The sequence below is a fragment of the Halorubrum sp. 48-1-W genome (genome assembly GCF_003287355.1).
Classification (GTDB): domain Archaea; phylum Halobacteriota; class Halobacteria; order Halobacteriales; family Haloferacaceae; genus Halorubrum.
Genome location: NZ_QMIM01000001.1, coordinates 232,067 through 255,064, shown reverse-complemented (window position 1 = coordinate 255,064; position 22,998 = coordinate 232,067). Strand labels below are relative to the sequence as shown.

Genomic DNA, 22,998 nt, shown 5'->3' with positions numbered 1-22,998 from the left:
AGTCATCCGGGAGACGGCAAGCCGGCCGGGTCACGACGAGCCGGAAGGCTCCCCGTCCGCGACGTCGACGACGTCGAGCCCGCGGTCCGCCGCGAGCGCGCGCCAGTCGGTCGCCCCGTCGATCCGCGCGAACGCCTCCCGCTCGGCCGGGCCGCCACAGCGGTCGACGACGTCGGCGAAGTACCGCAGTCGGTCGAGCAGCTCCGCCGTGTCGTAGCCGGGGACGTCGAGCCGCGAGACGGCCACCGTGGCGTCGACGACCGCGCCGAACCCGCGGTTGACGGTCGGCACTCGCTCCGAGACCACCGCGCTCTCGACGGGCTCGAGCGCCCACGTCCGCACGGTGGTGTCGCCCCGACGCTCGCGGTCGACCTCCGTCGCGCGCACCTCGACCCAGGCGTCCGCACCGGGGAGGACGGGCTCGGGCTCCTCGCGGACGGTCAGCGCCGCGTCGACGAACTCCCGCGGGTCGACGGTGAACTGGACCACGCCGCCGCCGCGCTCGGTGAAGTTCCGCCAGGTCCGGGTCCGCCCGTACGTTCTCGCCGTGACGGGGTCGTCGGGTGCGTCCGGTGCGTGGAGTCCGAGCGCGGCGACGTTCCACCGATCGTTGGGGCCGAGGGTGGCGACGACGGACTCCGTGACCCCCCGAAGGTCGACCGGCCAGCCGTCGGGGCTCACGGTCACGTGTCCACTCCGTTCCGGTCGCTCCCGTCCAGGCTCGCCCCGCGCCGTAGCGCGACGTACAGCGCCGCACAGGTGAGGTCCGCGGTCGTCCCCGGGTTGATCCCGCGGTCGACGAACGACGTAGCCAACTCCTCGACTGCGTCGAGGTCGACGGCGTGGACCGCGTCGGCGTCGGGAACGAACTCGGCGTCGGGAACGAACTCGGCGTCGGGAACGAACTCAGCGTCGGGAACGAACTCAGCGTCGGGAACGTCCTGACCGGCCGAAACGATCGCGCGTGCCTCCGCGCTCGCCTCGCAGGCGACCCCCGGACCGTGAGCCGTCGCGACGAGCGTGTCGGGCTCGGTCGCGAGCAGGCCGAGGAAGGCTCTCGCTGTCCGGTCCGTCAGCGGCCCCTCGTCGGCGCAGATCCACTCGGCGGCGCGGAACGTCCGGGGGAACCCCCCGACCCACTCCTGGGCGTTACGGTCGGGGACGCGGTCGCCGGTCCCGCCGTCCGCCGAGCCGTCGACGACTGCGGACGTGGCCAGCACGTCACGGAGCGTGAGCCCGCGGTCGCGGAGGGTCGGCTCGGCGTCGCCCCCACAGCGCACGTCGAGGTCGGCCGCGTCGTCCGGCGGGTCCCCGACCGCGACGTCGACGTGCTCGAACGCCCGGTAGAACGCGACCGCGTCGTCGACGGTAGTCCCCCGGGTCACGCGGTCGAGGCCGTCGGGCGAGAGGTCGCCGTCGTCGGTCGCACGGAGGAGCGGAATGAGGAGCAGGAGACAGCCGAACTGCGTGTTCGTCCCCGCCCGAGCGGCCATCCCCGCGACCGCGCGCTCGAAGGCGTGGCCGACCGCCCCGCCGCGGGCCGCGCGCTCGATCCCGTCGCGGGCCCCGACCGCGCCGCCGAGGAACGCCTCGAACCGGAGGTCCGCGAGGTCCCTGTGTCGGTCGACGTTCCCCGGCTTCGGCGTTCCCGCGACCTCGAGGAGGAGCGCGAGGGTGGCGTCGTCCGCGGGAGCGCGGGAACGCGGCGCGTGCGGAGCGTGCGGAACACGCGACGGACGTGGGGGAGTCACGGCGAGACCTCCCGCCCGTCGGCGCGACCGATCAGTTCCCCCTCGCGCCAGTCCGCGACCGCGTCCGCGACCCGGGAGAGGACCCGCGGGTCGTCGCTCGGTCGGCCGACGCTCACCGCGTCGGCTCCGTATTCGGCGTACTCGCGAACCGTCGCTCGATCCCTGACGCCGTTGTTGGCGACGACCGCCTCCGAGTCCATCGCGTCGACGACCTCGGCGACGACCGCCTCCGAGTCCATCGCGTCGACGTGGATCCAGTCCGCGCCCGCGGCCGCGACCGCGCGGGCGACCACGGCGAGGTCGACGCCCTCGACCTCCGCGCGGACCTTCACGCCCGTCGTCGCGCCCGTTTCCGCCGCGGCCGTGACGTAGTCGGCGAGCCGCTCGCGGTCCGAAAGCAGGGTCTCACCGCAACCGACCGCGCGGAGCTCCGGCTGGCGGCAGTGGGCGTTGATCTCACATATCGCCCCGTGGTCGGCACAGACCGCGGCCGCCTCGCGGACCGGCTCGACCGTCGCGCTCCTGACGTTGACCCCGGGGCGGACCGGCGCGTCCGCGAGCGCGCGCAACTCCCGATCGATCCACGCGATCGGATCCGCGGGGAGGAACTCGGAGCGCCCGCGGGCGACGAGGTCGCGGGCAGCCTCACGGCTCGCCGGGTCGAGCGCGATCCCGCCCAGCACCGCACGGTCGACGTGCTCGCCGGCGGTCCGCGCCCACGCGGCGTCCGACTCGCCGCTGAGGCTGGCGGCGACGAGGAACGGCTCCGCGGGGGTCGCCGGCGTTGACGGAGCCGACGGAGGGCTCACGACACCGCCTCCAGCGCGTTCTCGCACGCGCGGACGACGCGCGCGGCGTCGTCGACGTCGTCGATCCGGGCGTCGGTCCGTTCGACGTGGCGGTCCGGCTCGGTCGGGTCGTCGGGGTCGAGGACGAACGCGTCCGCGAACGGGTAGGCGTCGACGACCCCCGCGGTCGACGGCTCGAGCCCGACCCCCGCCATCAGCTCGGCGGCCGGTCCGGAGAACACCTCGTCGCCGACGAACGGCGAGACGGCGACGACGGGCGTCGCCGCCAGGGCGGGTTCGATCCCGGGGATCGAGAGCATCGGGCCGATACTCGTCACGGGGTTCGACGGGCCGATCACGACGGGCTCGGCGAGCGCCTCGCGGACCGCGTCGGTCGGCTCGGCCGCGTCCGCGCCGCGGAACTCCACGTCGGCGACGGCCGGCTCGCCGCGGCGGGCGACCCAGTACTCCTGGAAGTGGAGCGTCCCGCCCGCCTCCGTGTGAACCAGCGTCGCGACCGGGTCGTCGGACATCGGTAGCAGGTCGACGTCGAGGCCGAAGACGTCCGCGAGGGTCCCGATTACCTCGGTGAGGGTGTGCCCCTCGTCGAGGAGCCCGGTCCGCGTGAGGTGGACCGCGCGGTCGCGGTCACCGATCTCCATGAACTCCGCGACGCCGGAGAAGCGCCGCCAGCGGGCTATCGCACGGCCCGCGGTCTGGGCGTCGTCGTCGAGGTAGCGCGGTCCGGGGTCGAACCCGGCGGACGCCGCGAGCCGCGAGAGCTCGTCGTGGGTCTCGGTGGTGTCGCCGTCGATCCCCCACCAGCGCTCCCTGTCGAGGACGTCGCCCCCGGCGAACAGCACGGTGTCGACGTCCGGGCAGACGAGGTGGCCGCCGAGCTCGACGTCGTCGCCCGTGTTGGCGACGACCGTCACGTCGCCGAGGTCCCGGACGGCGCTCGCGCCCTCGAGCAGTTTCGGCGTTCCCGTGCCGCCCGCGAGGAACGTGACCATACGCCCGGAAGGCGGGGGGCGGATTTGTATCCTCGGCTCCGCGGTCGGCGCGCGCCTCCGAGCGACCGCCGGCCGCTCGGAGCCCGCGCGAGGGAGGCCGAGGGGACCCGCCGGCGGTTCCGGCGGGTCGCCGAGGCCGAGGCTGGGGAGGCGTGAGACGCGGTCGCGGCCCCTTACTCGCTAACCGCGACGCTCGTCTGCATCGCCTCGGTGTTGAACGCGCTACCGACGCCGTCGTCGCCACAGACGATCACGCCCGCGTCCGAGCCCGTCACCGCCTCGAACTCCGCCATCGCGCGGTCGGCCGCAGTCTCGGCGTCGAACCCCTCCTCGAGCAGGTCGACCGCCCGGCGCGTGAGCGTGACCCGGGTGATGTCCTCGCCGGCCCCCGTCGCGCTCGCGCCGCCGGCGTCCGTACAGAAGAAGCCCGAGCCGACCTGTGGGACGTCGCCGACGCGCCCCGCGAGCGCGAACGAGCGCCCGCCGGTGGAGGTAGCCGCCGCGAACGTCTCGCCGTCCGTCGCGACCGCGCCGACCGTGTCGTGGTCGGGGGCCGTAGCGTCGCCGCCGGAGCCGAACCGCGCCTCCAGCCACTCGAGGTGCTCGCTCGGTGACCCCTCCGGCGGGGCCTCGGCCTCGTAGCGCTCGCGTTTCTCGTCGGTCAGGAGGTCGACGCCGGTCTCGACGCCGAAGTCCACGGCGAGTTCGACCGCGTGCTCGCCCGAAACGAGGACGTGCGGCGTCTCCTCCATCACGACCCGTGCCGCGGAGACGGCGTGTTCGACGCCCGGCATCGAGCAGGCCGCGCCGACCGCGCGGTCCGCGGTCATGACGCCCGCGTCCGTGCGGACGACTCCGTCGGACTGGACCGCGCCGCCGACCCCCGCGTTGAAGCGGGGACTCGATTCGAGGACGCGGATCCCCGTCTCGACCGCGTCGAGCGGGGTCGCCGTCGCGGCCCCCGCCTCGGCCGCCTCGTCGAGGACCGCCCCTCTCGGTTCGGGTTCGTCGGGAGCGCCGCCCGCGCCGCCGTGGAGTATCACGCGCATGGTCGACCCTCCGAGGGCGACCGTATAAGGCTCCGGAAAGCGGCGGTCCGGAGAGCAGAGGTCGGGAGGACGGCGGTCCGGCAGACAACGAACGAGCCACCCGGAGTCCGACCGCCAGTTTTTGTATCCGGCCGACGAATCCCCGGCCGTGACGGACCCCCCGCCGACCTCCGTTCTCTTACCGACCGTCCGCTGGACCGACGCCTGCGAGGAGGTCGCCGTGGCCCTGGAGGAGGACGACGAACTCCTCGTGATCGCGGACGACGCCGACGACCCGGTCGCCGACCGACGGGGGGAGACGCCCCCCGGGGTTCGGGTCGTGCTCGCCGGCGAACCGGCGGGGTGTTCCGGGAAGGCGCACGCGATCGCTACGGGGATGGCGACGGCCGAGGGCGACCGGATCGTCTGGACGGACGACGACTTCCACCACCCGCCGGACTGGCTCGAGCGCCTCCACGCCGACTACGAACGGCAGGGGCCGACGACGGAGCTGCCTGTCTTCGTCGGCCGCGATCCGCTCGGCGTCCTCCTCGAGCCCGCCTACCTCATCGGGGGGACCCTCGCGATCGCCGCCGGCGGGATCGCGTGGGGCGGCGCGGTCGTCTTCGAGCGTGACGACCTCGACGAGTCCGCCTTCCGTGCGGACCTCGAACGGGCCGTCAGCGACGACGGGACCCTCTCGGAACACCTCGAGGTGACGCCGGTGAAACGGACGCGGGTCGTGCCCGCGGGGGGGTCGATCCGCGCCTCGCTGGAGCGGCTCGTGCGCTTCCTGTGGATCGTCCGGTACCACGCGCCCCGGTCGAGCGCGGTCAACGTCGCGCTCGCGGTTACGTTCGCGACGCTGTGTCTCGCAGTGCCTGTCGCCGCGGCCGGGTTCGTGACCCTGCTCTCCGGGGCGACGTACGCGTGGGCCGGGCTCCGGCGGCCGACGTTCCTGCTCGCGACCCCGGCCGCGGTCGCGATGCCCGGGTTGATGGCGTACGCGTTCGCGCGTCGGACGTTCGTGTGGGGTGGTCGTCGGTATCGGTGGGTGCGGAAACACGACGTTCGGGTGCTGTCGGGGTGACCCCGACCGAGCGACGCCGTCCAGCCGGCGCTCCGGCCGCCCCGCCGCACTCGGAAAGCGGCAGGCACTTTACGGGGGTGCGAGAAACCACGACCGTTATGAGCTACGACAAGGTCGACGTCCCCGACGACGGGGAACGGATCACGCTCGCCGACGAGGAGACGGGCGAACTGAACGTCCCCGAGAACCCGATCGTCCCGATCCTCCACGGGGACGGCATCGGAACCGACGTCGGCCCGGCTGCCCAGCAGGTGCTCGACGCCGCCGCGGAGGCGACCGGCCGCTCCATCGCCTGGATGCGCGTGTACGGCGGCGAGAGCGCCCGCGAGAAGTACGGCGAGAACCTCCCCGACGACACCGTCGACGCGATCCGCGAGTTCCGCGTCGCGATCAAGGGCCCGATGACGACGCCGGTCGGCTCCGGCTTCCGCTCGCTGAACGTCGCGCTCCGGCAGACGCTCGACCTGTACGCGAACGTGCGACCCACCTACCACCTCGAGGGCGTTCCCTCGCCCGTGAAGAACCCCGAGGCGATGGACATGATCACCTTCCGGGAGAACACCGAGGACGTGTACGCCGGCATCGAGTGGGAGGCCGGCACCGACGAGGTCGAGCAGGTCAGGGAGTTCCTCGAAGACGACATGGGCGTCGAGGACGTGCTCCACGACGGTCCCATCGGGATCGGCGTGAAGCCGATCTCCGAGTTCGCCTCCAAACGGCTCATCCGCGAGGCGTTCGACTACGCGCTCGCGAACGACCGTGACTCCGTCACGCTCGTCCACAAGGGCAACATCATGAAGTTCACCGAGGCCCAGTTCCGCGACTGGGGCTACGAACTCCTCGAGGAGGAGTACGGCGACGAGTTCATCACCGAGGACGAGCTGTGGGACGAGTACGACGGCGAGCAGCCCGAGGGGACGATCCTCGTGAAGGACCGCATCGCCGACAACATGCTCCAGCAGCTCCTCACTCGCACGGGCGAATACTCCGTCATCGCGACGATGAACCTCAACGGCGACTATATGTCCGACGCCGCCGGCGCACAGATCGGCGGGCTGGGGATCGCACCCGGCGTCAACTACGGCCACGGTCGCGCGCTCGCCGAGCCCGTCCACGGCTCCGCACCCAAGTACGCCGGCGAGGACAAGGTCAACCCGACCGCGATGATCCTCTCCGGTCGCGAGATGCTGGAGTACCTCGGCTGGTCTGACGCCGCCGACCTCGTGCGCGACGCCGTCGAGGAGACCATCTCCGCCGGGAAGGTCACCTACGACCTCCACCGCCAGATCGAGGGGGGCGAGAAACTCGCCACGAGCGAGTTCGCCGACGCCGTCGTCGAGAACATCGAAAGGCTCGCGTAGGCGGGCGTTGCGAACTCCCGGGAGGCCCGAAACGCGCCGGGTTCCGGGACCCGAATATCACGACGGAGAACCGGATCACCGTATTTTAAATACGGACGGTACCTATCCGGAGTGATGAAAGTCCAGTTCGAGTGCTCGTGCTCCGAGGAGATCTCGGAGTTCACTCGAGGACAGACGAGCCGGGGGGTTCACGTCGAGTGCGGCAACTGCGGGGCGGTGTACGCGGTCACGATCACCGAACTCGAGTGAGTTCGGGCTCATCGATCCGGCGGTCGGTCCGTCGATCGGAACCGGAGCAACACGGTCGTTCCGTCCTCGGTAGCGTCGAAGTGGACGGTGCCCTCCTGAAGTTCGCACATCCACTTGACGAGCCACAGCCCGATGCTACTGGCGTGTGAGAGGGGCGTCTCCTCTTCGGCCCGCAGCACCGCCCGCTCGCCTTCGGGGATCCCGGGCCCGTTGTCCTGGACCTCGAGGCGGGTCGTCGTCCCGTTCGTTTCGACGCGCGCGAGGACCCGTCGACCCGGGTCGTCGTTGTGGGCGATCGCGTTCTCGAGCACCTCCCGGACGGGGTAGATCACCGACTCGTCCGCGTGTATCCACGCGCGATCCGGGAGATCGAGCGAGAACTCCGCGTCCGTCCGCTCGTCGTCCAGCTCCTCGACGGCCTCGTGGACGACGGTCGTGAGGTCGACACGCTCCTCGACGGGTCCCGTGGAGGCGTCCTCGATCACTCGGAGCTTCTCGCTTATCTCGACCATGTCCTCCGTGGTTTCGCGGATCGTCTCCAGACACTCGCGGCTGCGCTCGTCGTCCAGCCGCCGCTCGAGCAGGTCGGCGTATCCCTGAACGACGTTGAGGTCGTTCCGAACGTTGTGTCTGAACACGCGACTCAACACCTGGAGCTGCTGGTTCGACGTCTCCAGTTCCCCGCGGGCGGTAACGGCCCGACGGGAGTGGTGTCTCACGGCCACGTACAGGAACGCCGAGGACGCTCCGACGAGCGCCAGACCGCTCACGATTCGAACGGACGAGAACGGGTCCGTGGAGGCGAACGCCGTCCCGATCGCGAGGTCGGAGAGGATCACACACGTGGCGCCGAAGAGGAGATACAGACCCGCGACGGCGCGGGGCGACCGATCGAACAGCCGATCCGGATCTGATTTCATTTATATATCTCTTAACCCCAGCGTAGATCGTCCGTAACTAACGGCTCGATCCGGCGTGTATTAAGTGTTCACGGTGGTGGAACGGAACGGGAGAACGGCAGACCGAGCGCCCGTGTTCCCGATCGCGGATCCCGGGGGCCGACATCGAATCCGGTCACCACTCGGCACACTCGGGACAGACGAGGTCGGCGCCGTCGCGCCAGCGCCGCGTGACCGTGGCGCCACAGCGGTCACAGGCAGTGCCGTCCGCCGTCCACGTCGACGTGGACTCGGCGGGCTCGACGTCGGCGAGATCTCCCTCGGTAGCCGCTCCACCGGCGGAGTCGCTATCCGAGCCCGTCTCGACGTCCGGGTCCTCCGTATCGGTCCCGCTCGACGCGAAGTCGTCGAGCGATCGGTCCTCGGGCATTTACGCCCCCCGTCGGAGCCTGGCGACGACGAACTCGCGTTCCAACTCGCCGAGGAACTCGCCGAGCCGTGGACCCTGGGGTTGATCGAAGAAGAGGCGGTACCCTGCCTCGAAGAAGTCGGCGACCTCGATCCCGTGATCGCGGGCGGTCTCGTACATCTCGGCCTGGATCGCCTCCCCGTCGTGGCCCTCGGCGACGAAGTCCGCGAGGTCGTCGAGCGCTGACGCGACGTCGTCGTCGAACGCCACGTCCGGGAGGTCGGTCTGGAGCCGGTAGTTGTACTCGTTGTCGGTTCGCTCCGCCCACGTCCGAGCGCGCTCCACGCGGGAGAGCGCCTCTCGAACCGCCCACTCGGGGGTGTCGTCGTCGACGTGACCCTCGTCGCGCGCGAGCTGCTCGCGCAGGTCGGGGTCGTCGACCATGCCGAGGACGGCGGCGAAGGTGTACGGGAACCGGACGCGGTCCGCGGGGTCGGCGTCCGCGGGACGGTCGGCGCCGACCGGCCGACCCTCGGAGCCCCAGCCCATCACGAACGGGTACGCGCGCTCGGCGAACCGGGTCAGCTCCTCGTCGTCGACCTCGCCGAAGTAGGCCCGCTCGAAGCGGTCGAAGCGGTCGACGAGCAGGTCGATCCGTTCGAGGTCGAGGTCGCGCGCCTTCTTCGGGTGGAGCGCGAAGAAGTACCGCACCACCTCGGGTTCGAGATATTCGAGCAGCTCGGGCACCGTGACGACGTTGCCCGCCGACGAGGAGAGCGCCTCGCCGCCGAGCGTGAACCACTCGTACACCATCGGCACCGGCGGCTCGATCCCGAACACGTTCCGCGCGAGGTCGACGCCGGAGGGCCACGAGCCCTCGGCGTGGTCCTTGCCGAACGGCTCGAAGTCGACGTCGAGGACGTCCCACTGGGCGGGCCACTCCAGCCGCCACGGCAGCTTTCCCTCCCGGAACGTGGCGGTCCCCTCGTGGCCGCACCCCTCGATGACGTCGTCGCCGACCTCGAGGTCCGTACAGGCGTACTCGACCGTCCCCGCCTCCAGGTCGACCGCGGTCACCGTCTCGGTGATCTTCCCGCACTCCGCACAGACGGGGTTGAACGGGACGTACTCGTCGTCGACCTTGTCCTGGTACGTCCCGAGGGTCTCGCGGACGCCCGCGAGGTCGGAGAGGACGGTCCGGACCGCGTCGTCGAAGCTCCCGTCCGCGTACAGCTCGGTGTTCGAGACCATCTCGACGGGGACGCCGAGCCGCTCGGCGTCCGCTGTGAGGAGGGCGGCGAAGTGCGCAGCGTACGACTCTCGCTCCCCGAAGGGGTCGGGGATGGACGTGTACGGCTTCCCGAGGTTGCGGCCGAGCGCGCCCGCGTCCACGTCGCCGAGCCCGACGATCTCGCCGTCGGCGTTCGCCAGCTTTCGCGGGAGCTTCCGGAGCGGGTCCTTGTCGTCGGAGGTGAACAGCTGTCGGACCTCGTGGCCGCGGTCGCGGAGCACCTCGGCGACGAAGTAGCCGCGCATGACCTCGTTGACGTTGCCGACGTGGGCGACCCCCGACGGGGAGACACCGCCCTTGATCACGATCGGGTCGTCGGGGTCGCGCGCCTCGATCGCGTCGGCGACGACGTCCGCCCAGAAGGCGTGGAAGCCGTCGGTATCGTCCCGATCGGCGTCGTCGGGTTCCGCCCGTGCCGAGAGGATGTGCGGGGAATCGTCACGTCGTGAAGGGTCGTCACGTCGTGAGGAGTCGTCGCCGCCGGAGCCGCCCGCGGGGGCGTCGTCCGTCATCGCTGCCCCGTCCACCTCGCTGGCTCGCTGCTTCCCTCGGGGAGCACGTTCGTCCCCGTGTGGTCGCCGCGGAGGACCGCGTCGACGACGGCGTCGGGGTCGATCCCGTCGAGGACGACGGCGTGGATCCCGGCGCGATCGATCAGCTTCGCTGCGAGGAGGTCGACGGGGGCGGAGGAGCCGGCGTCCCGGCTCATCGGGAGCACCACGTCGACCAGCTCCGCGGGCGAGAGCGACTCGAAGCGGGTCGCGTCGTCGTGGCGGTTCGGGTCGACGTCGTAGACGCCGTCGGCGCTCGTCGCGAACACGAGCAGGTCGGCGCCGACCGACTCCGCGAGCGCGACCGCGACCGCGTCGGTCGTCTGGCCGGGCGTCACCCCGCCCATCACGGGCACCTCGCCCCGGCGGAACGCGGCCGCAGCCTCGTCGTACCCCGTCGCCGGCGCGGGCGCGGCCGTCTCGCCGAGCGCGGCGATGAGGAGGCGGGCGTTGAGCCGCGTGGTGCCGATCCCGAGCTCGTCGAGTTCGACCTCGTCGCCGCCGAGGTCCCGCGCGGTCGTGATGTACTCGCGGGCGACCCCGCCGCCGCCGACGACGACGCCGATCGCACAGTCCTCCGCCGTCAGCCGCTCGATCGCGTCCGCGTAGGCGGCGACGCGTTCGGGGTCGAGCTCCGGCGCGAGCACGCTCCCGCCGATGGAAACGACGACTCTCATTGCGGCGGGGTAGCCGTGTCGCCGGCTTAAGGATTGCCAAGCGGGGGCGACGACGCGCGGATCGGGTCTCCCCCGTGGCAAACAGTTTTGCCGCGTCCGGGAGTCCCGCCACCATGAAGGTCCACGTCGAGTCGACGGCGACCCCGGAGGAGGCCGAGGCGATCGCCAGGTCGCTCGCAGCACACCTCGGCGTCGCCGTCGACGTCCACGTCGGGGACGGCGACGCGCCCGCGGCGCGAGCCGACCCGCCGGAGACGGCCTACCCGCTCGCGGACGACCTCGGTCCCACCGACCGCGAGCGCGACCTGTGGGCGGAGATCGAGGACCTCCGCGAGGGCGGCCCGGCGAAGTATCGCGAACGGCTCGCCGAACAGGGAAAGCTGTTCGTCCGCGACCGGCTCGATCTCTGGTTCGGCAGTGAGGGAGGAACCCACAGCGCAGGCGACGCGGGCGCGTCCGACGGCGACCCGGCCGGGATCCGCTTCGAGGACGGGACGTTCGCTGGCTTCGACGACTGGCACCCGAACGCGCCCGGGCGGGGCGGGGACGGCGAGGGAGACGACGGCGAGGACGGCGAGGGAGACGACGACGCCGACCGCCTCCCCGCGGACGGCCTGCTGACGGGCGCGGCCACGTTCGAGGGGCGCGACGTCCACTACATGGCGAACGACTTCACCGTGAAGGCGGGGTCGATGGCAGCGAAGGGCGTCGAGAAGTTCCTCCGGATGCAACAGCGCGCGCTGAAGACGGGCAACCCCGTGCTCTACCTGATGGACTCCTCCGGCGGGCGGATCGACCAGCAGTCCGGCTTCTTCGCCAACCGCGAGGGGATCGGGAAGTACTACTACAACCACTCGATGCTCTCGGGGGCGGTTCCACAGATCTGCGTGCTCTACGGCCCCTGTATCGCCGGGGCGGCCTACACCCCCGTCTTCGCCGACTTCACCGTGATGGTCGAGGGGATGTCCGCGATGGCGATCGCCTCCCCGCGGATGGTTGAAATGGTCACCGGCGAGGAGATAGACCTGGAGGCGTTGGGCGGCCCGCGGGTCCACGCCGAGGAGTCGGGCTCCGCGGACCTCGTCGCCGAGGACGAGGAACACGCCCGCGACCTCGTCGCCGACCTCATCGGGTACCTCCCGGACCGGGCCGGCGAGAAGCCGCCGCGAGCGGGGTCGAAGCCGCCGAAGTACTCGCCGGAGGGGATCGACGGGCTGATCCCGCAGTCGCCGACTCGCCCGTACGACGTGCGCGACCTCCTCGACCGGATCGCGGACGCGGAGTCGGTCTTCGAGCTGAAGGCGGGGTACGGCCCCGAGGTCGTCACCGCGTTCTGCCGGATCGACGGCCGGCCCGTCGGCGTGATCGCCAACCAGCCGACGGAGCGGTCGGGTGCCATATTTCCGGACGCCGCCGAGAAGGCCGCGGAGTTCGTCTGGACCTGCGACGCCTACGAGGTCCCCCTGCTCTACCTCTGTGACACGCCCGGGTTCATGGCCGGGAGCCAGGTGGAGCGGGACGGGATCTTAGAGAAGGGGAAGAAGCTGATCTACGCGACCTCCTCCGCGACGGTCCCGAAACAGACCGTCGTCGTGCGGAAGGCGTACGGCGCGGGCATCTACGCGATGGGCGGGCCGGCCTACGACCCCGAGAGCGTCATCGGGCTCCCCTCCGGCGAGATCGCGATCATGGGTCCGGAGGCCGCGATCAACGCGGTCTACGCCCGGAAGCTCGCCGAGATCGACGACCCCGACGAGCGGGCCGCAGAGGAGAAGCGCCTCCGCGAGGAGTACCGCGAGGAGATAGACGTCCACCGGATGGCGAGCGAGGTCGTCATCGACGAGATCGTTCCCCCCTCCACGCTACGCGAGGAGTTGGCGGCGCGGTTCGCGTTCTACGCGGACGTCCGGAAGGACCTGCCCGAGAAGAAACACGGGACCGTGCTATGATCGACACCGGCGTCACCGCACCGGACTTCGCCGCACCGGCCGTCGTGGACGGGAGGGCGACCGAGATCGCGCTGTACCGGCTCGTGGAGGCGCACCGCGCGGTCGTCCTGACGTTCGCGCCGGCGAACTTCGTCCCGACGAGCACGGCGGCGTTCGCCGCGGTCCGTGACGCCGGCTGGCACGACCGGGACGACCTGGCCGTCGTCGCGCTCACCGGCGATTCGCTGTATTCGGGGTTCGCGTACGTCGACCGCTTCGACCTCCCGTTCCCGGTCGTCGCGGACTTCCACGGCGGGGTCGCCGACTCCTACGACCTGATCGCGGAGTCGTGGGAGGGCCACTCGCATATTCCGCGCCGTGCGACGGTCGTGATCGACGGGGACTGGACCGTCCGGTTCGCGGAGGCGACGACGGACGCGCTCGACCGACCGGCCCCCTCGCCCGTCCAGAACGCGACCGCGACGCTCCGCGACCTCGGGGTCGCCGTCGACCGGCCGCGGGTGAACTACGACGGCCCGTGGTGAGAGACGACGGCCCGTGGTGAGAGACGACGGTCCGCGGTGAGAGCGGCGGCGGAGGGACGACCGTGGGTTCGCGGTCGTCCGCGACGGGGCTCGCGTCGACGGCGAGGTCGACCAGGTCCACCAGAATGAAGAGGAGTTCGCCTACTTCGGCCACCAGTTGCTCGCGGACGAGCCGTTCCACCCGGACGGCGAACACGCCCTCGCCGACATGCACGCGCTCGCCGGCGTCTACGAGTCGTTCGGGACCGGCCGGCCGGTCGATCTCGGCGACGCGGAGTGACCCCGGGCCGCCGAGATTTGAACTCGGAATCTGACGTGCTCGCTCACTCCGTTCGCAAAATGCGCCGGCCGAGACTCCCGCGAGTGAGGCGAGGTGTGAGCCGAGCGAACACCTCGATCGCGAGCGGTGGAACCGCGAGCGGGAGTCAGGCCGGTGGATCTTCGAGCGCAGCGAGAAAGTACACCGGCCGAGATTTGAACTCGGAATCAGACGTGCGCTCACTCCGTTCGCTCCGCGCGACTGATAGCGTTCAAACTCTCGGTACATTTCGCTCACTTCGTTCGCAAAATGCACCGGCCGAGATTTGAACTCGGGTTGCAACCATGGCAAGGTTGCGTGATACCACTACACTACCGGTGCGTGCTTCGCGATCGACACTGCGTCGGTGAGACACTTAAGTCTGTCACATTCGCGGCTCCGTCAAAGTGACCGTCACCGACTCCGTCGAGAGGCCGTACAGGCTCATCTCTCTGCCCTTCTTCGAGTACCGGACACCGACGGACGTGAGGAGGTCGACGCGCTGGAGACGGCGTAGGTGATACGTGACCGCCTGAAGCGAGACGTCGAGCTCGTCGGCGATCTCGGAGGGCGTCGACGGCGATTCGCGGACGACGGCGATCACCTCGTGGGCGGTCTCCGAGGCGAGCACCTCGAAGAGCCCGTTGGACCGATCGAGCGGGACCGTCCGTCGCTCCCGCTCGACGTCCGGATCGCCCGGCTGCGGGGAGAGTTGCTCGAGCGTCATCGGTGACCGTTCTTGAAAGCCAGACCGGGGAACGGGGCACTCCGGTCGAGGTGGTGGAGGTCGTCAGCGGCGGGGACCGAAACGCCGTCGGGTGGGGACCACGCTACCGCGAGATCGTTCATTCTCGTTGAAACGAGCATCGCGTCTCGGGACGGACGGGACGGGGGTTGATAGGTATTGTGTAAGCCACGGACTCGATCCCGTCATCGAGTGTCGTTCGAGCGCGCGAGACGACCGCGCCGAGACGGCGCCCCGGTAACCCTCATGTGTGTTCGTCCCCGAAGGCGCATCATGCGGATTCGTGGCACGATCCGGCGGAGCCTCGGCCGGCTCGAGCCGCCGCCACGGGTGGTCGACTGGTCGCTCCTCGTCGTCGTCCTCGCGGAGGCGGCCACCGGGCTCGTCTCGTTCACGGTCGGGACGCCCGACGGCTGGCCGGTCTTCTGGCTCCACCGGTCGCTCGGGCTCGCGATCGTCGTCCTGCTGGGCTGGAAGCTGGCCCGGGTGCGACACCGACTGCTCGATCGGAGGCTGTGGCGACGCTCGACCGCGCTGTCGGTCCTGACGCTCGTCGCAACGGTCGGGACGATAGCGACCGGAGCGCTCTGGGTGGTCGGCGTCGACGTCCGGGTCTCCTACTGGACGCTGTTGTCGGTCCACGTCGGCTTCGGCCTGCTCCTCGTCCCGCTGGTCGCGTCCCACGCTGTGACGCGGTTCCGACCGCCGCGCCGCGTCGACTTCGAGGAACGGAGGACCGCGGTCCAGTACGGGCTCCTGTTGATCGCGGGCGCGATCGGCTACCGTCTCCAGCAGGGGGCGAACGCACTGCTCTCGACGCCCGGCGCGGACCGGCGATTCACGGGGTCACAGCCGCGGGAGGGTGAGGGGAACGGCGCCTTCCCGGTGACCTCGTGGGTCGCCGACGACCCGGACCCGATCGACCGGACGAACTACCGGCTCTCGGTGACCGGGCTCGTCGCGGCGCCGCGGGAGTTCGACGCGGACGAACTCGCCGGCAATGACGAGACTTCGGCGCTGCTCGACTGTACGAGCGGCTGGTACACGGTCCAGGAGTGGGGCGGGATCCGGGTGGGCGACCTGCTCGAGGCGGCAGGCGGAGTGGAGCGGGGCGACGACGGGGCGAGCGACGACCGAAGCGCCCGGGGGGCGTACGTCCGGTTCGTCTCCGTCACGGGATATCGGTGGACCCTGCCCGTCGCGGAGGCGGAGGACGCCCTGATCGCGACCCACGTCGGTGGCGACCGGCTGGCGCACGGCCACGGCGGGCCCGCGCGCCTCGTCGCGCCGGGCCGCCGGGGGTTCCAGTGGGTGAAGTGGGTGACCCGGATCGAGGTCCGCGCCGAGCGCGACCCGGCACAGTGGGTCGTCACGCTAGTGAGCGGTTTCGACTAGGCCGTCGGTCACCCCGTATCGTCCGGATAGCCCCGTGTGAACGCCCCACAGCCCCGAAACCGGACCGCTACCCTTTTAGTCCGTCGTCGGGAATCACGGGTACAGTCTCGCCACGATGCGTACCGAAGACGGGCTCACGATCTGTGTCCCGTCCTCGGTCGTCCGGGAAGCCGAGGACGATCGCGAGGCGACTCGCAAACTCGGCTACGTCGCCCGCGCGGCGGCGGTGTTCCGGGCGGACCGGCTCGTCGTCTTCCCCGACAGGGAGGGCGAACGAGGCCGGGGCGGCGAGTACGTCCGTGCCGTGCTGGGGTACGCCGCGACGCCACCGGAGCTCCGAAAGGACCTCTGGGGCGAACGCGACGAGCTCCGGTACGTCGGCGTGCTACCGCCGCTACGCGTGCCGTGGCGGACCGGCTCGCCCCCGAACGGGGACGAGTCGACAACACAGGGACTCGTGACCGAGGTCGGACCTGAAGGCCGCGTCCGGGTCAATTCCCCGCTGGGGGAACACCCGATCTCCCTGCTCGTGCCCTCCGGAACGGAGGTCGAGCGAGGAGAGCGCGTCACCATCAGGGTCTCTTCGAGAGAACCGGTCCGCGCCCGCATCACCGGGAAGCCCGAGGCGGGCTTCCAGGTCGTGGAAGCGGACCTGTCGGAAGCGCTCGCCGGCGGCGGACTCGCCGTCGCCACGTCGCGACACGGGGAGGAACTCTCCGTCTCGCGGCTCGACGGCATCGTCGCCGACGCGCGGGAGGCCGGCGGATACACCGTCGCCTTCGGCGCGCCGGAGCGGGGGCTTCCGGAGATGCTCGGGTGCTCACCCGAGGACGTTCGGGCGGCCGTCGCCGACGGCCGCCGAGTCGAACCCGATCCGGGGTTCGACCTCTGGCTGAACACGATCCCGGCACAGGGCAGCGGGGTAGTCCGAACGGAGGAGGCTCTGTTCGCGACCCTCGGCTCGCTCACACTCACGGAGTAAACACATGCCACAACCAAGCCGACCACGAAAAGGCTCGCTGGGCTACGGCCCACGCACCCGCGCGGACAGCGAGGTACCGCGCATTCGCTCGTGGCCAGACGACGACGGGGCGCCCGCGCTACAGGGCTTCGCCGGCTACAAGGCCGGGATGACCCACGTCATGATGGTCAACGACGAGGCGAACTCGCCGCGTGAGGGGATGGAGGAGTCCGTCCCCGTCACGGTGGTGGAGACGCCGCCGATGCACGCCGTCGCCGTGCGAGCCTACGAGGAGACGCCGTACGGACAGAAGCCGGTCGCCGAGGTCTGGGCCACCGAGTTCCACGAGGAGCTCGATCGTGCGCTCGACCTCCCGGCGGAGGACACCTTCGAGGAGGACGAGGCGGAACTCGAGCGGCTGCTCGAGGAGGACGTTGCCGACGAGATCCGCGTCATCACCCACACCACCCCCTCGGAGCTCGCGAACGTGCCGAAGAAGAAGCCCGACGTGATGGAGACGCGCGTCGGCGGCGGCTCCTTGGAGGAGCGCGCCGACTTCGCGCTCGAACTCGTCGGCGACGGCGGTGTCCACGAGTTCGGCGACGTCTTCCGCGCCGGACAGTACACCGACGTCTCCGGCGTCACGAAGGGGAAGGGGACGCAGGGTCCCGTCAAGCGCTGGGGCGTTCAAAAGCGGAAGGGCAAACACGCCCGCCAGGGATGGCGGCGTCGGATCGGCAACCTCGGTCCGTGGAACCCCTCCCGCGTGCGCTCCACCGTTCCCCAGCAGGGCCAGACCGGCTACCACCAGCGCACCGAGCTCAACAAGCGCCTCATCGACTTCGGCGAGGGCGACGACGCCTCCGTCGACGGCGGTTTCGTCAACTACGGCGAGGTCGACGGCGAGTACGCGCTCATCAAGGGCTCGCTGCCGGGGCCGGACCAGCGCCTGCTTCGGTTCCGCCCGGCCATCCGGCCGAACGACCAGCCGCGCCTCGACCCCGAGGTCCGGTACGTATCCACCGCATCCAACCAGGGATAACCAATGAACGCAACAGTACACGACCTGGACGGCGGGGACGCGGGCAGCGTCGAGCTGCCGGCGATCTTCGAGACCGCGTTCCGACCGGACCTCATCGGTCGGGCGGTCAGCGCCGCACAGGCTAACCGGAAACAGGCCTACGGGGCCGACGAGTTCGCCGGACTGCGAACCCCCGCGGAGTCGTTCGGCTCCGGCCGTGGGCTCGCTCACGTCCCGCGCTCCGAGAACGTCGCCCGCCGCGTCCCGCAAGCGGTGTCGGGACGGCGAGCGCACCCCCCGAAGGCAGCGAAGGACCAGACGAAGAAACTGAACGACAAGGAGCGCCAGCTCGCGGTTCGCTCGGCCATCGCGGCCACCGCCGACACCGAACTCGTCGCCGAGCGCGGTCACGCCTTCGACGACGACCTCGACCTCCCGCTCGTGGTGAGCGACGAGTTCGAGGAGCTGCAGAAGACCCAGGAGGCCCTGAGCGTGCTCGAGGCCGTCGGCGTCGACGCCGACGTCGAGCGCGCCGAGGAGGGTCGCTCCGTCCGCGCGGGTCGCGGGAAGACCCGCGGCCGCAAGTACCGCCAGCCGAAGTCCGTGCTCGTCGTGACGAGCGAGGAGCCGTCGCGTGCCGCCCGCAACCTCGCGGGCGTCGACGTCGCGACCGCCGGCGAGGTCAACGCGGAGGACCTCGCGCCCGGGGCGCACCCGGGTCGGCTCACGCTGTGGACCGAGTCGGCGATCGAGGAGGTGGCCGACCGATGAGTTCGCTCATCGAACACCCGCTCGTGACCGAGCAGGCGATGAACGAGATGGACTTCAAGAACAAGCTGCTGTTCGTCGTCGACATCGACGCGACCAAGCCGGCGATCCGCGACGAGATCGCCGAGCGATACGACGTACGCGTCGTCGACGTGAACACGCAGGTGACGCCGAAGGGCAAAAAGAAGGCGACGGTCACGCTCTCCGAGGAGGACGACGCGACCGAGATCGCCTCCCGGATCGGGGTGTTCTGACGATGGGACGACGAATTCAAGGACAGCGGCGAGGACGCGGCGGCCCCACGTTCCGGGCCCCCTCCCACCGCTACAAGGCGGAGCTGTCGCACAAGACGCTCGAAGATACGGACCTGATCACCGGCGAGATCGTCGGGATCGAACACGACCCGGCGCGTTCCGCGCCGCTCGCGGAGGTCGAGTTCGACGACGACGACCGGCGGCTCGTGCTCGCGCCGGAGGGCGTGCGCGTGGGCGAGACGATCCAGGTCGGCGTCTCGGCGGAGATCAAACCCGGGAACACGCTCCCGCTCGCGGAGATCCCCGAGGGGGTCCCCGTGTGTAACGTCGAGAGCAACCGCGGCGACGGCGGGAAGTTCGCCCGCGCCTCGGGTGTCTCGGCGACGCTTCTCACCCACGACCGCGACGTCGCGGTCGTCCAGCTTCCGAGCGGGGAAGTGAAACGGCTCGACCCGCAGTGTCGCGCCACGATCGGTGTGGTCGCGGGCGGCGGGCGGACGGAGAAACCCTTCGTCAAGGCCGGCAACAAGTACCACAAGATGCGGGCGCGCGGGACGAAGTACCCGCGCGTTCGCGGCGTCGCGATGAACGCCGTCGACCACCCCTTCGGCGGGGGCGGTCGCCAACACCCCGGGCAGCCGAAGTCCGTCTCGCGGGACGCCCCGCCGGGACGCAAGGTCGGGGACATCGCATCCAAACGAACCGGACGAGGTAGCAACAAATGAGTTCCGAATACCGTACCGGCCGCGAGGGCGAAGAGTTCGCCTACCGCGGTCACTCGCTCGACGAGCTGCAGGAGATGGACGTAGAGGACGTCGCGGAACTGCTCCCCGCACGACAGCGGCGAAGTATCACCCGAGGCCTGAGCGTCGAGAAGGAGAAGCTCCTCGAGAAGGCTCGAAGCCGCGACGCGGAGACGACCGCCGACGACCCGATCCGGACGCATCTGCGCGACATGCCGATCCTGCCGGAGTTCGTCGGCGTCACGTTTTCCGTGTACAACGGACACAGCTTCGAGCGCGTCCAGGTCGAACCCGAGATGATCGGCCACTACCTGGGCGAGTTCCACCAGACTCGAAGCACCGTCGAACACGGCCAGGCCGGCATCGGCGCGACCCGGTCCTCGAAGTTCGTGCCCCTCAAGTAATCCATGGGAATCAACTACAGCGTCGAGGCCGACCCGGAGACCACCGCCAAGGGGATGCTCCGCGACCGGCCCATCAGCGTGAAGGACAGCAAAGAGATCTCCCGGGAGATCAAAGGCGAGACGGTCGCCGACGCCGAGGCGTATCTCCAGGAGGTCATCGACGAGGAGACGTCGGTGCCGATGCGCCAGCACAGCGCCGGCGCGGGCCACCGGTCGGACATCGACGGCTGGGACGCGGGGCGGTACCCGGCGAAGGCCGCCAAGGACTTCCTCAAACTCCTCGAGAACGTCAAACACAACGCCGACGAACAGGGGTTCGACGGCGACGGGATGGTGATCAAACACGTCGCCCCCCACAAGGTCGGGGAGCGACCGGGGCGGAACCCGCGCGCGGCGGGGGCGACCCAGTGGAACACCACGCTCGCGGACGTCGAACTGATCATCGAGGAGCCGGAGGCTGAGAACTAATGGCAGACGAACACCAATTCATCGAGGACGGCCTTCGCCGTTCACAGATCAACGAGTTCTTCGCGGACGAGCTCGGCCGAGCCGGCTACGGCGGCATGGACGTCGCCAAGACGCCGATGGGCACGCAGATCGTCCTGAAAGCGGAGAAGCCCGGCATGGTGATCGGGAAGGGCGGGAAGAACATCCGCAAGATCACCTCCGAGCTCGAGGACCGATTCGACATGGACGACCCGCAGATCGACGTTCAGGAGGTCGACGAGCCCGACCTGAACGCCCAGATCGTCGCGGACCGGCTCGCGAACGCGTTGGAGCGCGGCTGGTACTTCCGGAAGGCGGGCCACACCACGATCGACCGGATCATGGACGCCGGCGCGCTCGGTGCCGAGATCGTCCTCTCCGGGAAGGTCACGGGCGCCCGCTCGCGCGTCGAGAAGTTCAACCGCGGCTACATCAAACACAACGGCGAGCCGGCCCAGGAGGTCGTCGACCACGGCAAGGGCGTCGCCGTGATGAAGCTCGGCACCATCGGGGTCAACGTCAAGATCATCCCGCCGGGTGCGAAGCTGCCGGACGACTTCGACGTCCGCGAGGACGCCGAGGTCCCCGAGGTCGACCAGGCCGACGCGACTGCCGACGAGGGCGTCGAGGCGCTCTTGGAGGACGAGCCCGAGGAGGTCCCGGAGGCCGGGGCCGACGACGACGTCGACGTCCCGGACGACGACCCGGCGGACGTCATCGACGAGGAGATCGTCAAGGAGGTCGTCGAGGAGACGGGCGAGACCGCCACGGAGGCGACCGACGCCCCGGCGGAGGAGCCGGTCGAGACGGGCGACGTCGACGGCGAGCCGGACGACCTCGACGAGCTCGACGAGGAGATCGAATCGGAGGCGGCCGACCTGGTCGCCGAGATGGAAGCGGCCGACGAAGAGGCCGAGGAGGACGAGTAACATGGCCATCCTCTACACCGACGAGATCCGCGACATGACCGCAGCGGAGCGGGAGGTCGAACTCGAGGAGCTCGAGACCGAGCTGCTCAACACGAAGGCACAGCAGGCGGCCGGCGGGATGCCGGAGAGCCCCGGCCGGATGAACGAGCTGAAGAAGACGATCGCCCGGATCAAGACGATCCAGGCCGAAGAAGGCGACTTCGACGACGAGTAACCGAACGATGATCACCCCCGAAACGCTCACACGGCACGAACTCGTCGGCCTCCCGGTTCGGGCGGCCGACGCCGACAGCGACGCCCACGTCGGGATCGCCGGTCGGGTGCTGTTCGAGACGGAACGCACCCTCGTGGTGCGGACCGGGTCGGGGGACAAGCGGGTGCCCAAATCGGGCACGACCTTCGAGTTCGCGGTCGTCGAGACGGCGACCGCACGCACAGATGAAGCCGCCGACGACGGCCAGTCGTCGGGGTCCGCGTCCCAACTCGGGTCGGATACTGCGGGGGTCCGCCCCCGTCAGTCCGGCCCGTCCGGGTCCACACGCGTCGTCGACGGCGACGACGCGGGTCCGGCGAGCCGGCGAGGCGAGTGCAAAGACGCGGTCTACGTAACGGTGGATGGCACGCAGTTGCGGGACCGGCCCGCCGAACGCACCGAACGAGGTGTCTCACAATGGCGATAGGAATCGACGTACCCATGCCTCCGGAACCAGACGACCCGGAGGATTACGACTACGAGAAGTGCCCGTTCTACGGGCAGCTTCCCGTCCGCGGCCAGCTCCGAGAGGGGACGGTCGTGTCGACGGATATGGAAAAGACCGTCATCGTCGAGCGAGAGTACGACGTGTTCGTACCGAAATACGATCGGTACATGAAGCGTCGGTCGCGCATCCCGGCACACGTGCCGGGCGTGCTCGACTCGCTCGAGGTCGGTGACGAAGTGACGATCGCGGAGACGCGACCGCTCTCGAAGACGAAGTCCCACGTCGTCGTCGAGAACCTGTCGGGTGATCAGTGATGGAGGCGCTCAAGGCCGACGTCACGCAGGGGCTCTCGAAGGGCTCCCTCATCACGTGTGCCGACAACACCGGCGCGCGCGAGCTGAAGGTGATCTCCGTCGCCGGCTACTCCGGCACGAAGAACCGCCACCCGAAGGCAGGTATCGGCGACAAGGTGACCGTCTCGGTCACGAAGGGGACGCCCGAGATGCGGCGGCAGGTGCTGGAGGCGGTCGTCGTCCGCCAGCGCAAGCCGATCCGCCGTCCCGACGGCACGCGTGTCCGGTTCGAGGACAACGCGGCCGTGATCATCGACGACCTCGACGAGCCGCGGGGCACGGAGATCAAAGGGCCCGTCGCCCGCGAGGTCGCGGAGCGCTACGGGAGCATCGCGTCCACCGCGACGATGATCGTGTAAC

28 protein-coding genes, 1 tRNA gene and 1 pseudogene are annotated in these 22,998 nt (G+C 70.3%); 19 read left to right on the top strand and 11 right to left on the bottom strand.

Going from position 1 to position 22,998, the window contains the following annotated elements:
- Positions 1-30 precede the first annotated feature (30 nt).
- The 5 genes from DQW50_RS01405 to DQW50_RS01385 form a co-directional block, all read right to left on the bottom strand.
- The gene (locus DQW50_RS01405; protein ID WP_112077530.1) at positions 31-687 is read right to left on the bottom strand and encodes a DUF447 domain-containing protein; all 657 of its coding nucleotides are present in this window, start codon (positions 685-687) and stop codon (positions 31-33) included.
- Positions 684-1,751, bottom strand: coding sequence for a triphosphoribosyl-dephospho-CoA synthase (locus tag DQW50_RS01400; RefSeq protein WP_112077529.1), 1,068 nt, complete (start codon positions 1,749-1,751; stop codon positions 684-686). The genes DQW50_RS01405 and DQW50_RS01400 overlap by 4 nt, the downstream gene beginning before the upstream one ends.
- Complete coding sequence (locus DQW50_RS01395; protein ID WP_112077528.1) at positions 1,748-2,560, bottom strand: tRNA-dihydrouridine synthase; 813 nt, start codon at positions 2,558-2,560, stop codon at positions 1,748-1,750. Before DQW50_RS01395 ends, DQW50_RS01400 begins: the two co-directional genes overlap by 4 nt.
- Complete coding sequence (gene cofD, locus DQW50_RS01390; RefSeq protein WP_112077527.1) at positions 2,557-3,552, bottom strand: 2-phospho-L-lactate transferase; 996 nt, start codon at positions 3,550-3,552, stop codon at positions 2,557-2,559. Before cofD ends, DQW50_RS01395 begins: the two co-directional genes overlap by 4 nt.
- Positions 3,553-3,725: 173 nt before the next feature.
- A complete protein-coding gene (locus DQW50_RS01385; RefSeq protein WP_112077526.1) occupies positions 3,726-4,601 on the bottom strand; it encodes an isoaspartyl peptidase/L-asparaginase in 876 nt (291 codons plus the stop codon).
- A gap of 148 nt (positions 4,602-4,749) precedes the next feature.
- On the opposite strand from DQW50_RS01385, the gene DQW50_RS01380 reads away from it, so the two are divergent.
- The 3 genes from DQW50_RS01380 (at position 4,750) to DQW50_RS18585 (ending at position 7,280) form a co-directional block, all read left to right on the top strand.
- Positions 4,750-5,670 (top strand): glycosyltransferase family 2 protein, encoded by a 921-nt coding sequence (locus tag DQW50_RS01380; protein ID WP_241964294.1) that lies wholly within the window; start codon positions 4,750-4,752, stop codon positions 5,668-5,670.
- A gap of 98 nt (positions 5,671-5,768) precedes the next feature.
- Positions 5,769-7,031 (top strand): isocitrate dehydrogenase (NADP(+)), encoded by a 1,263-nt coding sequence (gene icd, locus DQW50_RS01375; RefSeq protein WP_112077524.1) that lies wholly within the window; start codon positions 5,769-5,771, stop codon positions 7,029-7,031.
- A 114-nt stretch (positions 7,032-7,145) separates the two neighbouring features.
- Positions 7,146-7,280 (top strand): hypothetical protein, encoded by a 135-nt coding sequence (locus DQW50_RS18585; protein WP_255417605.1) that lies wholly within the window; start codon positions 7,146-7,148, stop codon positions 7,278-7,280.
- 8 nt (positions 7,281-7,288) lie between these two features.
- Here DQW50_RS18585 and DQW50_RS01370 read toward each other — a convergent pair whose 3' ends face one another.
- The 4 genes from DQW50_RS01370 to pyrH form a co-directional block, all read right to left on the bottom strand.
- Entirely contained in the window at positions 7,289-8,200 is a 912-nt protein-coding gene (locus DQW50_RS01370) for a sensor histidine kinase KdpD (protein WP_112077523.1), read from the bottom strand.
- 154 nt (positions 8,201-8,354) lie between these two features.
- Positions 8,355-8,609 carry a hypothetical protein gene (locus tag DQW50_RS01365; RefSeq protein WP_112077522.1) on the bottom strand — a complete coding sequence of 85 codons (255 nt, stop codon included), beginning with the start codon at positions 8,607-8,609 and terminating at the stop codon, positions 8,355-8,357.
- Positions 8,610-10,391, bottom strand: a complete 1,782-nt coding sequence (gene lysS / locus DQW50_RS01360; RefSeq protein ID WP_112077614.1) for a lysine--tRNA ligase — start codon at positions 10,389-10,391, stop codon at positions 8,610-8,612.
- Positions 10,388-11,107 carry a UMP kinase gene (gene pyrH, locus DQW50_RS01355; protein WP_112077521.1) on the bottom strand — a complete coding sequence of 240 codons (720 nt, stop codon included), beginning with the start codon at positions 11,105-11,107 and terminating at the stop codon, positions 10,388-10,390. Before pyrH ends, lysS begins: the two co-directional genes overlap by 4 nt.
- A 113-nt stretch (positions 11,108-11,220) precedes the next feature.
- Here pyrH and DQW50_RS01350 point away from each other — a divergent pair, with 113 nt between their 5' ends.
- The 3 genes and pseudogenes from DQW50_RS01350 to DQW50_RS01340 all read left to right on the top strand — a co-directional run.
- Positions 11,221-13,056, top strand: a complete 1,836-nt coding sequence (locus DQW50_RS01350) for an acyl-CoA carboxylase subunit beta (RefSeq protein WP_112077520.1) — start codon at positions 11,221-11,223, stop codon at positions 13,054-13,056.
- The gene (locus tag DQW50_RS01345; protein ID WP_112077519.1) at positions 13,053-13,580 is read left to right on the top strand and encodes a redoxin domain-containing protein; all 528 of its coding nucleotides are present in this window, start codon (positions 13,053-13,055) and stop codon (positions 13,578-13,580) included. The genes DQW50_RS01350 and DQW50_RS01345 overlap by 4 nt, the downstream gene beginning before the upstream one ends.
- Before the next feature lie 52 nt (positions 13,581-13,632).
- Positions 13,633-13,860 (top strand): annotated as a pseudogene (locus DQW50_RS01340) (gfo/Idh/MocA family oxidoreductase); the annotation flags it as partial.
- Positions 13,861-14,149: 289 nt separating this feature from the next.
- On the opposite strand, the gene DQW50_RS01335 reads toward DQW50_RS01340, so the two are convergent.
- Together DQW50_RS01335 and DQW50_RS01330 are read right to left on the bottom strand one after the other, a co-directional pair.
- A tRNA-Gly gene (locus tag DQW50_RS01335) sits at positions 14,150-14,220 on the bottom strand.
- Positions 14,221-14,263: 43 nt separating this feature from the next.
- On the bottom strand, positions 14,264-14,605 hold the full coding sequence (locus tag DQW50_RS01330; protein ID WP_112077518.1) for a helix-turn-helix domain-containing protein: 342 nt from the start codon (positions 14,603-14,605) through the stop codon (positions 14,264-14,266).
- Positions 14,606-14,896: 291 nt separating this feature from the next.
- Between DQW50_RS01330 and DQW50_RS01325 the strand changes: the two genes are divergently transcribed.
- The 13 genes from DQW50_RS01325 (at position 14,897) to DQW50_RS01265 (ending at position 22,997) form a co-directional block, all read left to right on the top strand.
- Positions 14,897-16,018 carry a molybdopterin-dependent oxidoreductase gene (locus DQW50_RS01325; protein WP_112077517.1) on the top strand — a complete coding sequence of 374 codons (1,122 nt, stop codon included), beginning with the start codon at positions 14,897-14,899 and terminating at the stop codon, positions 16,016-16,018.
- A 115-nt stretch (positions 16,019-16,133) separates the two neighbouring features.
- Positions 16,134-17,000 carry a putative RNA uridine N3 methyltransferase gene (locus tag DQW50_RS01320; protein ID WP_112077516.1) on the top strand — a complete coding sequence of 289 codons (867 nt, stop codon included), beginning with the start codon at positions 16,134-16,136 and terminating at the stop codon, positions 16,998-17,000.
- Between the two features lie 4 nt (positions 17,001-17,004).
- Positions 17,005-18,021, top strand: coding sequence for a 50S ribosomal protein L3 (locus DQW50_RS01315; RefSeq protein ID WP_112077515.1), 1,017 nt, complete (start codon positions 17,005-17,007; stop codon positions 18,019-18,021).
- A gap of 3 nt (positions 18,022-18,024) precedes the next feature.
- Positions 18,025-18,771: a 50S ribosomal protein L4 gene (rpl4p, locus tag DQW50_RS01310; RefSeq protein ID WP_112077514.1), complete on the top strand. Its 747-nt coding sequence runs from the start codon at positions 18,025-18,027 to the stop codon at positions 18,769-18,771.
- A complete protein-coding gene (locus DQW50_RS01305) occupies positions 18,768-19,022 on the top strand; it encodes a 50S ribosomal protein L23 (RefSeq protein ID WP_112077513.1) in 255 nt (84 codons plus the stop codon). The genes rpl4p and DQW50_RS01305 overlap by 4 nt, the downstream gene beginning before the upstream one ends.
- Before the next feature lie 2 nt (positions 19,023-19,024).
- Positions 19,025-19,747 carry a 50S ribosomal protein L2 gene (locus DQW50_RS01300; protein ID WP_112077512.1) on the top strand — a complete coding sequence of 241 codons (723 nt, stop codon included), beginning with the start codon at positions 19,025-19,027 and terminating at the stop codon, positions 19,745-19,747.
- Positions 19,744-20,169: a 30S ribosomal protein S19 gene (locus DQW50_RS01295; RefSeq protein ID WP_112077511.1), complete on the top strand. Its 426-nt coding sequence runs from the start codon at positions 19,744-19,746 to the stop codon at positions 20,167-20,169. The genes DQW50_RS01300 and DQW50_RS01295 overlap by 4 nt, the downstream gene beginning before the upstream one ends.
- Positions 20,170-20,172: 3 nt before the next feature.
- On the top strand, positions 20,173-20,637 hold the full coding sequence (locus DQW50_RS01290; protein WP_112077510.1) for a 50S ribosomal protein L22: 465 nt from the start codon (positions 20,173-20,175) through the stop codon (positions 20,635-20,637).
- A complete protein-coding gene (locus DQW50_RS01285) occupies positions 20,637-21,584 on the top strand; it encodes a 30S ribosomal protein S3 (protein ID WP_112077509.1) in 948 nt (315 codons plus the stop codon). The genes DQW50_RS01290 and DQW50_RS01285 overlap by 1 nt, the downstream gene beginning before the upstream one ends.
- A 1-nt stretch (position 21,585) precedes the next feature.
- Positions 21,586-21,798: a 50S ribosomal protein L29 gene (rpmC, locus tag DQW50_RS01280; protein ID WP_112077508.1), complete on the top strand. Its 213-nt coding sequence runs from the start codon at positions 21,586-21,588 to the stop codon at positions 21,796-21,798.
- 7 nt (positions 21,799-21,805) lie between these two features.
- Positions 21,806-22,264: a ribonuclease P protein component 1 gene (locus tag DQW50_RS01275; RefSeq protein WP_112077507.1), complete on the top strand. Its 459-nt coding sequence runs from the start codon at positions 21,806-21,808 to the stop codon at positions 22,262-22,264.
- The gene (locus DQW50_RS01270; protein ID WP_112077506.1) at positions 22,255-22,599 is read left to right on the top strand and encodes a 30S ribosomal protein S17; all 345 of its coding nucleotides are present in this window, start codon (positions 22,255-22,257) and stop codon (positions 22,597-22,599) included. Before DQW50_RS01275 ends, DQW50_RS01270 begins: the two co-directional genes overlap by 10 nt.
- Positions 22,599-22,997 (top strand): 50S ribosomal protein L14, encoded by a 399-nt coding sequence (locus DQW50_RS01265; RefSeq protein WP_066413534.1) that lies wholly within the window; start codon positions 22,599-22,601, stop codon positions 22,995-22,997. The genes DQW50_RS01270 and DQW50_RS01265 overlap by 1 nt, the downstream gene beginning before the upstream one ends.
- Position 22,998 lies beyond the last annotated feature (1 nt).